The following is a 15488-nucleotide window of genomic DNA, read 5'->3' as shown; positions in this document are numbered from 1 at the left end:
AGTGTCAAATTAATATTTTTAATTATGAAAAGAATCTTAAAACATATCACCTTCTACGTAATCCTTTCATCACTTTTTATCTCCAATGCCGTTGCTCAAATTCAAGTCATTCGATTGGCTGATTCTGATAGTACAATTGTTTTGAATATAGGTGAGATTGAAAAAGAAGCACAAAGAGTTGCTGAAGAAGCTCGAAAAATTGCTGCGGAAGTTCAATTAGAACAAATGGAGGATATGAAAATTATCTTTAAAGATATTGTTGATATTAAAGATATCAGAATAGAACTCGATAGCCTTGATTTTCAAATTGATCAAGATGTGATTGAGGAACAAATTAGAAAGGCAGAAGAATATGTGATACTTCAACAAGAAGAAATTGAAAGAATCAACAGAGAAATTGAAAGAGAAACAAGATATAATGTCAATACATTTATTTCTTCATTTAAATTAGATTATAATGGAAAAATCGAATTGAATGATGATGAAGATAATATTGTAGGAATATCGAGAGGTGGTCACTTTACACTATCGAAAAGTACTTTTGGCAACAAAAGAAAAGTAGTGATTAAATCAGATGATGATGGTAAACTTACCTATAAATTTTTTGTAGGAAATAGCGTCACTCCTTTTGATCCTGATGGAAAAATTTGGTTGGCAGATATTTTACCAGAAGTAATTCGAACTTCTACTATTGCTGCTGAAAGTAGAATTGAGAAAAGAATGAAGTCTGGAGGTCTTGATAGAGTATTGGATTATATCGAAGACCTTGGTGGTTCAAGTGTGCAATCGGATTTTTATAAATTATTGATCAGTAGAAATGATATTAATTCGAAAGATCTAAAAAAGATTACAATTGAAGTCACTCGAAATGTCACTTCATCACACGATCTTGCCTCTTATTTTAGTGATAGTTTCATTATTTATAACAATAAAAAAGGTCTTGAATACTACTTTAATGGTATCGATGAAATTTCTTCTTCTTATGAAAAGGCGAGTTGTTTGATTGATATTATTGAAAATGATGATATCAGAAATGGATTATCAGAATCGCAATGGGAAGGTTGGTTAAATGCTGCACAATCAATTAGTAGTTCATATGAACTTTCAAAAACACTAAGAAAAGCATTTAAATACAAGGTAAATAAGATGCCTGCCAGAAGCTTAGAAGTAACACTTTCAGAAATCAGTTCTTCTTATGAATGTGCCAAAACAGTTGAAGCTGCCTTCAGTGCTCCTAACAATAAACTTTGGAACGAAGATCAAAACAATGCTCTGTTGATTGCTGCTCAAAATATTACTTCTTCTTATGAATTAAGAAAAACTTTAGAAAGATCACTGGACAATTGGAAGTATTGGTCTAACGAAACAAGAATGATCTTTTTTAAAACCGCATCACATATTACATCTAATGTGGAACTTGCGTCATTACTTGATGAATTTACAAATCATGAGCTTGAAAAGGATAATACAATTCATTCTTTTTATTCAACCGCTAAGAATATTTCAAGTAACTATGACCTTTCTAGTGTATTACAAGCGATAGCTAAGTCTGACAAATTCAATAAAGAGCATTATCAGGAGTACCTTATCACTGCAGCTCATATTACTTCAAATTATGAATTGTCGGATGCTTTAGAGGTAATCGCTAAAGACATTTTGAAATCAAAGGATGAAACTCTAATCCAATTGTATAAAGATACAGCAAATAAGATCTCATCTACTTATGAAAGAACTAAAGCGATGGAGGCGCTTCAAAAATGAAAACTATAATTCAAAACAGCGTTTTTATTGTTCTGGGAACATCTCTTTACGGATATTTCTTGTATGATCCTGAAGTACAAATTGCACCATTCGTTAAAAATATTGAGACCTTCTTATGGTTTTTCTTGGGAACTGTAATTTTTATTCTAGGTGGAGCTATTCCCAATTACGTGAATCGAAATAAAAGTATTTTTTCACAAATAGCCTTCAGAGGATTAGGTTCTACACTAAGTGCAATTCCTCTAATTTATTTGATGAAGGAAACCATGAAGAAATATGTTGAACCCATTTATGTATTTGATATCACAACGAAAATAATTATTCTATTTTCAGTTTTGTTGATTGCTATATTAGTGATCGAATATTTAGTTATTGCCTATCAACAGTATTCTATTCAACATATACATGTTCTACAGAATAAAAGAAAAGCATCTGAACTAAGACTTGAAGCACTCAAGGATCAACTGAGTCCACATTATTTATTTAATAGTCTAAATACAGTTGCCTACCTTGTTACAAGTGATGCTTTACAAGCTGAAAAATACATTAGAAGTATTGCAAAGACCTATCAGTATGTAATGAAATATGCAAATCAACCTTTGATTGCCTTGGAGGATGAAATACAATTAGTCAAAGCTTTTGCCTTTCAATTAAAAACAAGACATGGACGAAGTATTTCAATTATAATTGATAATGCTCTAAATACTGGATTAATTCCTCCTTTGTCTATTCAAATGTTGGTAGAAAATGCAGTAAAACATAATGTATTATCGGATAAAGAACCTGTTCAAATTATAATTAAATTTGAAGAGAATGAGAAAGCCGTTACCGTCACAAATAATGTTACAAAAACGCCTCGGAAAAGATCTTCTACCAAAGTAGGACTCGAAAATATCAAAGAAAGGTATGAGATAATGCAGCAAGATCAAATCAAAATTAACCATACCGAAAAAGAATATTCAGTTACACTACCTTTACTCTCTGCCTAAAATATGTTACATCTTATAGGAAATCGTTCATCTATTTATTACCGATTGTTCTTCCCTATCTTTTCTGGAAGTATCACTTATTTTCTATTACTTTTAGTATTTAATAGAATTGGTGAATTAACGGAAACCTATTTTAGAGCTGAATGGCTTGTCTGTATTATTATTGCCTATTTTTGGAACTTCTCCGTGATCTATTCTTCAACTTTTATAGGCGAAAAAGTGAAGTTTATAGAATCTATTGCTGAACAAATAATATATCACGTAAGCGGTGTTATTTTGGCTTCAGGAATCATCATTGGCATCTTAATTTATATTTACTTTACCCAGTTGATTGGTTATTCAAAAATTGAAAATTTCCTTTCAGAATTATATGTTTTTCAAGGTCTATTTGTCTTTCAAACAATCATTTTTGAATGTGCATGGTGGGGCGCCAAATTAATTGAACTAAAAAATAAAGTCATCAATGCAGAAGAGGTGAAACGAGCTGAATTTATTTCGAAAGAAATGAGACTTTTTGCAGAAGATGCCAATTTACCACTATTGTACGAGACGTTAGAATCACTAATTGGTCTGGCTTATAAAGATCCCGATCAAGCTGAAGAATATGCTGAGCGACTTGCTAAGGTATATAGAAATACTATTAATAATCGGAAAGAGGAATTTGTTTCTGTTAAAGAAGCCATCAACACTACGAAAGATGTTGTAAGGTTATTAGAAGAAGCTCGTTCAGGTGGTTTATCTTATGAATTTAATATTGATGAGTATATTTCCGAATCATTGGTTATTCCTCCTGTAATCTTATCAAGATTAGTCGTTGCTATCGCAAGTGATCATATTGCGACACCAATTCAACCCCTACATCTTAAGTTTTTCATCGAGGAAGAATCTATACTAGTTGTTGCACATAGTTGTAATGAAAAATTAGACAAACCGGACTCTATGAAGGAAGTAATGCAGTCTATCGAAGAAACGTTTATGATTTATACCAAAACTCCTATTTTAAGAATTAAGAAAGGGAAAGACTGCCACATAAAACTGCCGACATTCCAAGTGGAAAATAAAAACTGGAAAATGGACGCAGATACCGAAATGAATACTACAGATCAATCCATCTTCCAATAGAAAATTTATGCTTATGAAAGCTTTAATTATAGAAGACGAAAAACCTGCACAAGCAAAATTAAAACGTCAGATATCCAAAACACCCTTCGAAATCGAAATTGTTGAAATGATTGATAATGTTGAGGAAGCAAGTACTTGGCTCAATACGCATCAAAAAGATATTGATCTAGTATTTATGGATATTCACCTAACGGACGGAATTGCTTTTGATATCTTAGAGAATGTCAATGTGACTACTCCAATAATATTTACAACAGCTTATGATGAATATGCACTAGATGCTTTTAAAGCAAATAGTATTGATTATTTATTAAAGCCTGTGGATTATGAAGCACTCACTAAAGCCATTCATAAACTTCAATTACTTCAAAATAATACTTCTTCTGAGGCTCATAATGGACAAATAGATGCTCTCTTAGACACCTATAATCAAAAATTCAAAAAACGATTTATGGTCAGAGTTGGAGATAGTATAAAAAGTATTCAAACGCACGAAATTGCTGCTTTTGGCGCAGAAAGTAGAGATACATTTTTGTATACCACATCTGGTAGAAGATATATCGTCGATTTCAAAATGGAACAGCTTGAAGAAATGTTAGATTCCAATGAATTTTTCAGGACAGGTCGAAGCTTTATTGTACATCGTGAGGCTATTCAAAAGATACAAAAACATTCCAATAGTCGACTTTTTATAGCCCTTAATGTCAATACACATAAGGAGATAATTGTGGGTCGAGATAAAGTCAAAGAATTTAAGAAATGGATTGGTTAAAAAATTGAGAACTTGTGGCTACATGATAGTCACAAGTTTTTTTTATAAATTAATGAACTATTAATGTTCAAAATTGTCAAAAATGAATCAATTTATACCCTATTTATGATTGCACTTCAAAGTCTGCTCATATTTTACTTAAATGTCTCATTATTTTTTGTGTACATTTTATACTAATAAATGACGAATTTATAATCAGTCTTCAAATTATGAATCTCTATCATTGTAATAGGAATTATTACTAAGGAAATGAAAAGGATTTTATAAAATGAAAGATATTACAAATTACATATACCTTAAAAGAAATGGACTTTTGATGCTAGTATCAATCACATTGATCCTTTTTTCAGGTAATTTATCAGCAAAAGAGTATTATTTCAGCAATGATGGAGATGATAGTAATTCAGGTACAATAGAATCTCCTTGGAAGACATTAGCAAAAGCCACAGAAATTTCTAAACAAAAAAATAAAGGGGGAATACTTAATCCTGGAGATCAACTTCTATTTAGAAAAGGTGATTTATTTGAAGGACAATTAGTAGTCCTGTTATCTGGAACAGAATCAGACCCCATTGTGATTGGTAGTTATGGAGAGGGAGAGTTACCTATTCTTAGTGGTTCAGGTAATATTCCTAATGGGGATTTTCATGATACAATTAAATTAACCAATACAAGCTATATCACAGTAAATGATATTTGGGTCAAAAATGATCGAAAACACATTGGAAACTTAACATGGGGAACAAACTCAGCAACTGGAATTAAAGTAATTGCCAATAAATGGGGAGGTGTTATTAAAGGTTTAACTTTTAGAAATCTGAAAATAACAGATATATTAGGCTATGACATGCTAGATTGGGAAGGTAATTTCACCCTAGATTATTATAACGTTCATGGCATATTTTTCGATTCTGAAAAAAATGATTTAACTGTTGATCCAATTAAAGAAATTGGGATTGAAGATGTATTGATAGAAGATTGTTATTTCTATAATATTGGCAGTAGAGGTATTAATGTTAGACACCTTTCTAATGTTCGAAACAACCCAATAGATGATGAAGACAGAAATAAAAATTTCATTATTCGAAATAATACTTTTGAGAAATTAGGTGGTGATGGTATTGTATTCGCCTCTTTATGTAATGGCTTGGTTGAGAAGAATGATTTCATTGATTTAGGTCAAGGAGAAAAAAATAATGCTGAGGATAGATTATTTGGAAGAGGTGAAGGAATTTGGATCTGGGATGCTAGAAATATCATTGTACAATTCAATAGACAATACAGATCAAGTGGTTTTGGTGATACATACGGTGCTGCGGGACATATCGATTTCTTTAGTAAGAATGCTATATTCCAATATAATTATAGTGAAGATACTGAAGGTGGATTTGTTGAAATTCTCGGTGATTGTGTGAATAGTACTTTTAGATTTAATGTTAGTGTAAATGATGGGCAAAGAGATTTTCATGGTTACTCAATCTGGGTTTCTGGATATGTAGGAACAGATGAGGTACCCATAAGATCAGATAGTAACTACATTTACAATAACACAGTATACCTAAATAAGAGTATTTGTCAGCCAGACATTTCAATCTATGCCAAAAACACTTATATCTACAATAACATTTTCAAAGTCACTAATGGAGCGGCAATTGGAGCCGATGGTGTGGAGATAGATATTGAAGAAGGAAGTGAATTGGTAGTGAGTAACAACCTTTTCTATGGGGACATTTCTACAAATTTCACCGATTTAGATCAAAATAAAGTAGTTGATGAAGATCCTGAATTTGTAAATGAAGGAGATAGTACCTTTGAAGGATATAAAATAAAAGAAACGAGTCCTGCAATTGACTTAGGAACAAAATTCCATGAACCTTCTTTCCCAATGGCGGGTAAGGGTATTTTCAAAAATGTCTCATTATATACTGCTACAGATATATATGGTAATCCTGTAGATGTACGTCATTTGATCTCAAATATTGGTGCAGATAATAGCTTTAGTAGTAATCTAGAGAGTTCTGAAATAGCAGTAACTGCTGTTGAAGTTCAAGCTGATAAAGCTGAAATTGGAATCAATGAGACCATGCAACTAACTGCTCAAATTTTTCCACTTAATGCTAAGAATAAAAATGTGACTTGGTCCTCTAAAAATTCATCCATTGCATCAGTAAATGATGAAGGAAAAGTTGTTGGACTGACATTAGGTGCAACTGAAATTACAGCGACAACTGAAGATGGAAATTTTACTTCCTCTTTTACAATCAATGTTATAAAAGATCCCGTTTTAAGTAGTGATTATTTTCTTACAGATATTAAAGTTTACCCTAACCCTAGTTCAAAATTTATTCAAGTTGATTTAGGTGATAATTCAAATGATTTTACTTTAGAAATATTCTCTATTTGGGGACAAAAAGTTTTTGAATCACAAGTTCAGAATAATGCTACGATTGATGTCAGAGGGTTTAACAAAGGCACATATACAGTAGTTATATCAGATAATCAATGGAAATTTTCTCAAAAAATAATAGTCCAATAATAAAATTACGTAGCTATTTATATCAAAAAGTTATGTAAAAAAATAAGGCTGTTTCTAAATTGAAACAGCCTTATTTTTTTATTTATAAATTCGAACCATCGTAATCTTTGTACTTTACTTTATAAAATAAACTATAAAATACAGGAACGAGTACTAATGTTAAAACTGTTGCGAATAATAGTCCAAATAATAAACTAATGGCAAGTGGTTCAAACATTATACCTCCACCTAACCAAAGTGGAATCAATCCACAAACTGTGGTTGCAGTGGTCAATAAGATAGGACGGAAACGTTCTGTTGCTGCGGCTACAATAGCATCTGCAGGCGCTCGATTATTCTCTGTTAACTCTATCTCAATTCTATCAATTAATACAATACCATTATTAATTACGATACCTGCTAAGGAAACTAGACCAAGGAATCCAAAGAATCCCATATAAGAGTTTGCAAAGAATAAACCGTAGTAAACACCAATTGCACCCATTGGAATAGTAAATAAGATAATCAATGATTTTTTAATCGAATTGAATTGTCCAACTAGTAATAAGATAATAATACAGAAAGATAAAGGTAAGAATGCGACTACAGATCCAATACCTGACTTTGTCTTCTCAATATCACCTCCAAAATCATAGAAGTAACCTGTATCCCAAGTTTTTTGATCTTCTTCCAACCATGGAATTACATCTTTCATTACTTCGTTGGATGTTGTATTCTTAGCAACATTGGCTGTTACTGTAATCGTTTTGAATAAATCATAACGTTTAATTTTAGTGAACTGCCAATCTGTAATGATATCTGCTACTTGTTTTAAAGGTACATTATTTCCACTTCCTTGTGCATAAATATTCATTGACTCTAGTTCTCTTAAAGTATATTCACCTTCATGAGCATCTTTCATCATGATTGGAATAGATTCATCATCTTCACGGTAACGATCTAATTCAACACCTGAAATTGAAGTCAACATTGATAGTGCGATATCTTGGTTGGTCACCCCTGCCAATTCTGCTCTATCCGGATCAATTTTGATCACAAATTTCTTCGTTTTTAATCCCCAATCATCATTTATATCTTTCGCTCCTGCAACGCTTCCTAATTTTTCTTTTACTTTATTTACTAAGTCATAAAGTACTAAAGGATCTCTTCCTGAAATACGAATTTCGATAGGGTTATCTGCACCACCTGCACTCCCCAATCGTTTGATTCTTGGTTGCAAATCAGGGAAATGATTAAAACAGAACCAATCCAAACTATCAATTACAACTTGGTTGAATTCATTTGAGGTGGTATTTACCAAAATGTGAGCTGCATAAGATGATTTCTCTGGCGCTCTATAACCTAAGTCATATTTTGGTGCACCTTCACCAACATAAGAGGTATAATCAAGAACACCTTCTTGTCCTTCTTCTACTTCAGACGAAGTGAGCAAGAAACGTTTAAGGTATTCATCCACCTGTTCTACCGCATCTTTTGTTACTGAAATATCTGATGTCATTGGTAGTTCAAGATTGACTGTTACCAAAGCTCTATCAGAATCAGGCATAAAGATAAAAGGAACATAAGGTGCAATTTTCGTCATCGAAAGGAAACATAATAAAATGATCCCGATGAAAATAAATGGACGTTTTAGGTTCCAAATTAAGAACGGCTTATAGTAATCCATCAACTTATCAAAATTAGACTTTTCATCTTCATTTGACGTGTCTTTTTGTTTTACTTTAATAAGGTAAGTGGCCAATAATGGAATCAATGTAATCGACATGACCCATGAACTCATCAATGCAATTGTAATTACAACGAAAATTGGACCTACTACTTCACCCATTGTAGATTTTGCAAGGAAGAAAGCTAAGAATGCTGCTGATGTTGTTAATGTAGAAATTAATAACGGAACCATTAATTCTTTTGCGGAGTCAATAGCTGCATCATATACTTTTGCTCCCCTTTCCATTTTTACCATAATGGACTCAGACATCACAATGGCATTATCTACCAACATACCCAAGGCCATGATCAATGCAGCTAACGAGATTTGGTTTAATCCTACATCCAATAATCCCATGATTACAAAAGTAATGACAATCGTAGAAGGGATTAATGCAGATACAACGAGACCAGTTCTGAAACCTAAGAAGATAAACATCACCACCAATACTGTTGCTACTGATTGGATAAGGTTGCTTACAAAACTATTTACAGAAGATTCTACATATAAATCAGCAGATGCTGTTCTTGTAAATTCAATACCCCATGGATATTGTTCTTGGTAATATTTAATCTTTTCATCAATTTCTTTACCCAACTGAACGACGTTACCACCATCCTTAAGTTTTACACCTAAAGAAATTGCGGGCTGTCCTGATACGGTAACGATACTCTCAGCAGGATCTTTATAACCTCTTCTAATTTTTGCAATATCACCTAAGTGAACTGAATTACCATTGGACAATGGAATGACAACCTCTCCTATTTGTTCAACAGCTTCAAAACTACCTGTAGGTTCAAGAATTATTCTTTCAGTACCAAATTTCACATCACCGCCAGGGAAAATAATATTGGTATTCGCAATTGCATTTTTGATCATACTTGTTGTAAGACCATATTTAGAAATTGCAGCATTATCAAACTCTACAAATACATTTTCTACTTGTTCACCAACAATTTCGACACGAGCTGCATTAGGTAGTTTAATCAATCCATCTTTTACATCTTTTGCGATATCATATAGTTCTTTGTAGGTATAACCATCACCTGTAATTGAATAAATTACACCAAAAACATCGACAATATCTTCATCCTTTATTTGTATAGAACAATCGTCTGGTAATTCAGGTCTCACCTCATCTACTCTACGTCGAATTTTATCATAGATAGGCTGCATTTCAGTGTACATTTCTTTGATTTCCAAAGTGATAATGGACACATTATTCCTAGACTCTGATTTGATGTATTTTAATTCGGAAACTTGTTGAAGTTGTTTTTCGATCTTATCACTTACCAGCATCTCAACACGTTCTGGAGAACCTCCAGGGTAAGTGGTTACAATTGATACATACCTAACCGTAAAGGGTGGCATACTATCACGAGGCATTTGTTCATAGGTTTGAAAACCTAAAAAGCCTAGAAGTACGACCAATGTTAAGGTAAGTACGTTATATTTAATTGAAAATTCAGTAATATTCATTCTCTTCTAGAATTTCTGTTCGTATCTTTTTAGGAATTTGACTTTTAAGCCGTCGCTAATTTTTGTTACACCACTAGTAACTACAAGGTCTCCTTCTTTTAAACCACTTTCAACAATAAAACCTTTGCCACTTAGTTGGCCTACCTTAATTGTTTTATAGTGTACAATTCCTTCTTTTTCACCTGTTTTTTCTACAGTGTATACAAATCGGTTACCATCAACGGCCTCACCTACTGCATCTACTGGTACGATCATAAAAGGTTCTGAAGATTTTTTCTGTACTTGGAATGTCACATTGGCTGACATACCTGGACGTACATTTTTTGATTTAGTATCTAATAAGACAGTCACAGGGAAGGTAGAAGATACATCTGACACATAAGATAATTTTGTGATTTTACCTTTAAAGGATTTTCCATTTACCGCTGTAAAAGAAACATCTACTTTATCACCTACTTTAATTTTAGAAATATATCTCTCTGGAATACCAACTTTAATCTCAAGGTCATTACCAGAAGCAAATTTCACAACAGGATCACCTGCTCTTACATTTTCATTTCTTGAGGCTATTTTCTCTGCAATAATACCATTCATTGGCACATATAACTTATAATAACTCAACTCACGTCTTTTTAAGTCCTCTGTTTGTTGGCTATTTTTATAAGCAGCTTGGGCAGATGAAAATGCATTTTTTGCTTGTTCATACTCTGATAAAGAAACGTTATTTGCTTCGTATAATTTCTTTGTTCTATCTAAGCTCGCTTTCATTGTTTCCAATTGCACTTTTGCACTCTGTGTTTGTGCTACAGTTTGTTGGAAAGCAATTTTAGCATCGGAATCATCAATTGTAGCTATCAGTTGCCCCTTCTTTACAACATCACCTTCAACAACTCGAATACTCGTTAAAACACCACTTACTCTAAAACTTAATTGAGATTCAGTACCTGCTTTAGAAACACCTGCAAAAGTTTGAAAAGCTTCACCACCAGAATAATAAACCTCAGAATATCTTACTGGCCTTATCACCTCTTCTTGTTTTTCCTCTTTATTTCCACAGCCTGTAAACATCTGCACAGCGAGGGATAAGATTATTAATTTTGAAATTTTATTTATCATTGTTTTCGTATTTTTCCTAGTTGTTATTAAGTCTTTCTAAAAGATCTTTAATGTCTTGATCTGTTTGATCTCTTTCTTCATCTGTTTTCAATAAGCTAAACTCACCTACAGCTCTTTGAATTTTCATTGATGATTGTAAGAATTGGTAAACTGCGTTAGCCGCATTTTGCTCAGATTCAAATGCATTATTTTGTGCATCAATTAATTCAATAATCGAAACTCTACCTTTTGAATAGTTATCACGAACAATTTCAAAGTTTTTCTGCGCTGCTTCCATCGCTTCACGAGAATTCGTAATATTTGTAGATGTACTTGCCAAATCATATAAGGCTGAACGCACTTCTTTTTCAACATCTAAATTGATCTGATTTTGCTCAGATTCTAATTGTAAGCGATCATATTTAGATTTCTGATAGGTTCTTTGTCTGCTGAAACCAGAGAATAATGGAATAGAGGCGACTACCGCAAAATTCCAGTTTTGATCTAATGGATCTAAAGAGGTTCCGCCTCCAGGAATTGTCACTGGTTCTGACCCCTGACCACCTCTTAATAAAAATCTATTGTAAGTGCCTTGTAATGCAACTTCAGGAATAAATCTATTTCTACTATCTGAAGATTGTTGACGTTGTAAGGCTAACATTTGAGCAGCATATTGTTTTACAACTGGACGTTGACTTAAAGCTCGATCTACCACATAATCTGAAACAATTAATAATGAAATTGGGTCATCTACTAAACTCGCCATTCCTTCAGATGCTAAGCCGGCATAAATACCATCTGTTAATTCTACATCCTTGACAAAAATATCATCACTCATTGTTCTGTTCAACAAATTATTAAGTACCAACATTTGCTGTCTTTCTTGTAAATTGGCATCAATCAATTGTTGCTCAGATTGTGCTAAATTAGATTCCCAACGGTATACATCTGAGTTTCCTGAATAACCAACATTCTCTCTTAATTGTGCTATTTCTAAGTTTCTTTTTGTAGACTCAAGATAACGTCTTGTAATTCTTACTTGTGTTTTCGCATATAATAAATTGAAATATGCGATAGAAGATTGATAGACTACATCTAACATCACTTGCTCATTCCCTGATTCTCTAGCTTGTTGTAAGTATTTCTGAACCCTAGCATTTGTAAATACTCTTTCAGAATAAATCACTTGTTGTATTTCCAAGCTACCTTGTAATTGTCTTTCTGCTCTTGTACCAAATGATCGATCTGCTGTAGGTTGGTCAATCCAAGTACCTGCAACCGATGCATTAATCGTTGGCATCAAAGCTGAATTGGCAACTTTACGCATTTCATCTCCACTAAGTGTAGCGTAATTAGATGCTTTATAGTTCATGTTATTGGCTATTGCTTCATCCAAAACATTTTCTAAGCTCAATAAATCACTTTCTTCTGGTAAAGCATCCACCCATTCTGCATTAAAAATCACATTCCATTTTGGAAGGTAATTTAACTTCTTTGCTACAGCAGCGTTTAAAACTATCTTTTCTTCATAGTCAACATGAACAGGTAAGTCTTTTGCATTTTTCTTTTCTACATATATAGCCTCGATGTTTAATGAAATTCTTCTGGCAATAATGTCAAACTTATCTGCTGTTTTTAACCCGACCAAAGCACCATTTTTTACACCTTCTTCACCTTCAGCTGTAAAAACATAAATCCCTTTATCTGCTAAATTTTTAAATAACTGCTTCTTTTTTTCCACTGGAAGTTTAAATAGGTAAGAAGCATAAACTGCATCATATGAAGTATCTATTTTTGCAGTGAGTTCGTCAATAGAAGTATCAACACCAAAATCTTTATACTCAACGCCCATTTCAAGCATTGCATCATCTAGTGGTTTGGTAGGAGAATATACTGTATGAATGTAATTATCAAATAAAATGGCAATTTTCTTATAATGAACTGCCTCTTTGAATGTTTCTAAGTCAGTCTTCAGCGATGAGCTAGTAATAATAAAACTTACATTATTTATGCCTGTAGTTCCATCAGCTGTTAATGGAACTCCTTGCCCATCAGGATCAATTACACCCCAAAGAAATGTCGGCTTTGTCACTTCTTTTTGTTGAATGGCAATCGTAGACCCTAATACACCAAGGCATATTATGACATCTACTTTTTCATCATTTTCTAAAACTTTAAATTTTTCTGCGGCAATAGAATTATCCCAATTACAAGTCAATTGGTATTCTTCTGGAAAATTTACATTATAAGAAGAGCCCATCACTGCAGGAACTTCTTTTTTTAGTATTTCAATAAATTTTGAATCTTTATAAACGGCTGCGTCATAAAGAATACCTATAGTAATATCTTGGACTTTATCCTGACTCTGCACTTTTTGTGCTGAAAAAAAAGAAAGTATAAGAAAATAGATAATTGAAATTGATAAGTACTTAGTTGTTTCAAACATTTTGAACAGTATATCTTTTTGCTATATTTTAAATTACAAAAATGTAAACTAAGATTGAAGTAAAAAATTATTTTTGTTCTATTTAACGTAAAAAAATCTTACATATTAAAAATAAATGTTACACCGTTTCTTTTTTGAAGCAAAAAAAGCAGATTACATTTCATTTATGCAACTTGCTTCAGTGGGGTAAAGAATAAATATTTTATAGTTATCAATTAATATCTAACCGTTGATATAACAAATATAGATAGCGGAGACTATTTTTCTACTACCCTTTAGGGTAGTTTCTTAAATCTTAAAATGAAACACTAATCAAAAAAGACTATTACCCTGTATTTCAGTATATTACTTAATTTGCATTAACAAAAAAATTTAAATAGTATTTTGTGTGATGTTCAACTTTTCCTTAGAAATGTTCAACTGCTTTCATTATAATAAAAATACCTTTGTGTGTATCTAAATTATTATTCATCAAAAAATTACAAAAATGAAAGCTACATTATCTTATATAAATGAGCCCTTAAAAACCTTACATACATTAGATCACTTTTATGCTTCATTCTTAATGAAATTCACGAAAGAATATAAAAGTATTCAAAATAGAAGAATAAAGAATGGATATAAAAAACAAGCAACTATCCATAATCCAATAAATATTGCAACACAATATATTTCTATAGATGGTGTAAATATTCGCTATGCATTTCATGAAAATCCTGGGAAAGAAAAAATAGTATTACTTTCTCCACTTCCTCAAAGTATCATAGCTTATGCTCCAATTTGGAAATCACTTACTGAAAAATATGAAGTATATGCTTATGATTTACCAGGTTTTGGTCGAAGTGAAGGTGGATTAGAATACATGACCTTTAAAGCACAAGGAGAGTTTCTAAAGCAATTTATTGAAATACTTAAAATAAAATCCCCTCATTTGATTGGACCAGATATTGGAATGCCATCTGTCCTTTATTATGTAGGCACTTTTGAAAATGATGTAAAGAGCATTGTTATAGGAGATGGTCCTGCTATAGATCCATCTACAAATGGTTCAATTATTGAAAAATTAGGATTCTCTTCTTTTTGGCAATTTCTAATTGGAAATTTTGTTGGATCAGGTGCATTTGTTGAAGTGGGTAACAAAATAGGTTATGCTAATTATACTCCCAATGCATTTGAATTATCAGACTATAAAAAATCATATGCAGGTCGTTTAAAAAATCCAATTGAATGGTTTGATAAATATCCTCAATCGTTGGCCAGTGTAGATCCACTCTTAGATATCATTTCTTTACCTACACAATTATTTTGGGGCAGAAATGATGAAATACTACCAGTTGACAATGCTGAAAGAATACATCAAAGGATGAAAAATAGCCAACTAAATATCATTGAAAACTGTGGGCACTTCTCTTATCAAGATCAATCTGAAGAATTTTTAAATATCCTCATCAATTGGATAGATCATGATTATAAAAAATATAACCCAAATTCAATTTTAATATAGTTTGTTAATTGATTGATTTTTATTCACCTAGTAGCATTAATCTTATAATTTAGATTGCTACTAGGTTTTTCTTTCT

At 32.3% G+C, this 15488-nt stretch carries 9 protein-coding genes; 6 read left to right on the top strand and 3 right to left on the bottom strand.

All coding sequences use genetic code 11. The features are described from left to right. Positions 1–24 precede the first annotated feature (24 nt). The 5 genes from ACXAHM_RS08430 (at position 25) to ACXAHM_RS08410 (ending at position 7180) form a co-directional block, all read left to right on the top strand. Positions 25–1761: a hypothetical protein gene (locus ACXAHM_RS08430; protein WP_474959984.1), complete on the top strand. Its 1737-nt coding sequence runs from the start codon at positions 25–27 to the stop codon at positions 1759–1761. Continuing rightward, positions 1758–2750 carry a sensor histidine kinase gene (locus ACXAHM_RS08425; RefSeq protein ID WP_474959983.1) on the top strand — a complete coding sequence of 331 codons (993 nt, stop codon included), beginning with the start codon at positions 1758–1760 and terminating at the stop codon, positions 2748–2750. The genes ACXAHM_RS08430 and ACXAHM_RS08425 overlap by 4 nt, the downstream gene beginning before the upstream one ends. 3 nt (positions 2751–2753) lie before the next feature. Next, positions 2754–3872 (top strand): sensor histidine kinase, encoded by a 1119-nt coding sequence (locus tag ACXAHM_RS08420; protein WP_474959982.1) that lies wholly within the window; start codon positions 2754–2756, stop codon positions 3870–3872. Positions 3873–3885: 13 nt separating this feature from the next. Then, on the top strand, positions 3886–4644 hold the full coding sequence (locus ACXAHM_RS08415; protein ID WP_474959981.1) for a LytR/AlgR family response regulator transcription factor: 759 nt from the start codon (positions 3886–3888) through the stop codon (positions 4642–4644). Positions 4645–4912: 268 nt separating this feature from the next. Beyond that, positions 4913–7180 carry an Ig-like domain-containing protein gene (locus tag ACXAHM_RS08410; protein ID WP_474959980.1) on the top strand — a complete coding sequence of 756 codons (2268 nt, stop codon included), beginning with the start codon at positions 4913–4915 and terminating at the stop codon, positions 7178–7180. An 82-nt stretch (positions 7181–7262) separates the two neighbouring features. On the opposite strand, the gene ACXAHM_RS08405 is transcribed toward ACXAHM_RS08410, so the two are convergent. Genes ACXAHM_RS08405 through ACXAHM_RS08395 form a run of 3 tightly spaced genes read right to left on the bottom strand, consistent with a single transcriptional unit; the run spans position 7263 to position 13908 of the window. Next, positions 7263–10367, bottom strand: a complete 3105-nt coding sequence (locus ACXAHM_RS08405) for an efflux RND transporter permease subunit (protein ID WP_474959979.1) — start codon at positions 10365–10367, stop codon at positions 7263–7265. 6 nt (positions 10368–10373) lie between these two features. Beyond that, positions 10374–11483, bottom strand: a complete 1110-nt coding sequence (locus tag ACXAHM_RS08400) for an efflux RND transporter periplasmic adaptor subunit (RefSeq protein ID WP_474959978.1) — start codon at positions 11481–11483, stop codon at positions 10374–10376. A 16-nt stretch (positions 11484–11499) separates the two neighbouring features. After that, entirely contained in the window at positions 11500–13908 is a 2409-nt protein-coding gene (locus ACXAHM_RS08395; protein WP_474959977.1) for a TolC family protein, read from the bottom strand. Positions 13909–14395: 487 nt separating this feature from the next. Here ACXAHM_RS08395 and ACXAHM_RS08390 point away from each other — a divergent pair, with 487 nt between their 5' ends. Next, positions 14396–15412 carry an alpha/beta fold hydrolase gene (locus ACXAHM_RS08390; RefSeq protein WP_474959976.1) on the top strand — a complete coding sequence of 339 codons (1017 nt, stop codon included), beginning with the start codon at positions 14396–14398 and terminating at the stop codon, positions 15410–15412. The last annotated feature ends 76 nt before the right edge of the window (positions 15413–15488 follow it).

The organism is Flammeovirga sp. AWQ4_249 (genome assembly GCF_056161045.1).
Note: the sequence above shows the minus strand (reverse complement) of the source record. Positions and strands in the feature narration are given on the sequence as shown.

Coding starts and splice junctions, on each gene's coding strand:
- ACXAHM_RS08430 (WP_474959984.1), top strand. CDS start 25: ATGAAAAGAATCTTAAAACATATCACCTTCTACGTAATCCTTTCATCA.
- ACXAHM_RS08425 (WP_474959983.1), top strand. CDS start 1,758: ATGAAAACTATAATTCAAAACAGCGTTTTTATTGTTCTGGGAACATCT.
- ACXAHM_RS08420 (WP_474959982.1), top strand. CDS start 2,754: ATGTTACATCTTATAGGAAATCGTTCATCTATTTATTACCGATTGTTC.
- ACXAHM_RS08415 (WP_474959981.1), top strand. CDS start 3,886: ATGAAAGCTTTAATTATAGAAGACGAAAAACCTGCACAAGCAAAATTA.
- ACXAHM_RS08410 (WP_474959980.1), top strand. CDS start 4,913: ATGAAAGATATTACAAATTACATATACCTTAAAAGAAATGGACTTTTG.
- ACXAHM_RS08405 (WP_474959979.1), bottom strand. CDS start 10,367: ATGAATATTACTGAATTTTCAATTAAATATAACGTACTTACCTTAACA.
- ACXAHM_RS08400 (WP_474959978.1), bottom strand. CDS start 11,483: ATGATAAATAAAATTTCAAAATTAATAATCTTATCCCTCGCTGTGCAG.
- ACXAHM_RS08395 (WP_474959977.1), bottom strand. CDS start 13,908: ATGTTTGAAACAACTAAGTACTTATCAATTTCAATTATCTATTTTCTT.
- ACXAHM_RS08390 (WP_474959976.1), top strand. CDS start 14,396: ATGAAAGCTACATTATCTTATATAAATGAGCCCTTAAAAACCTTACAT.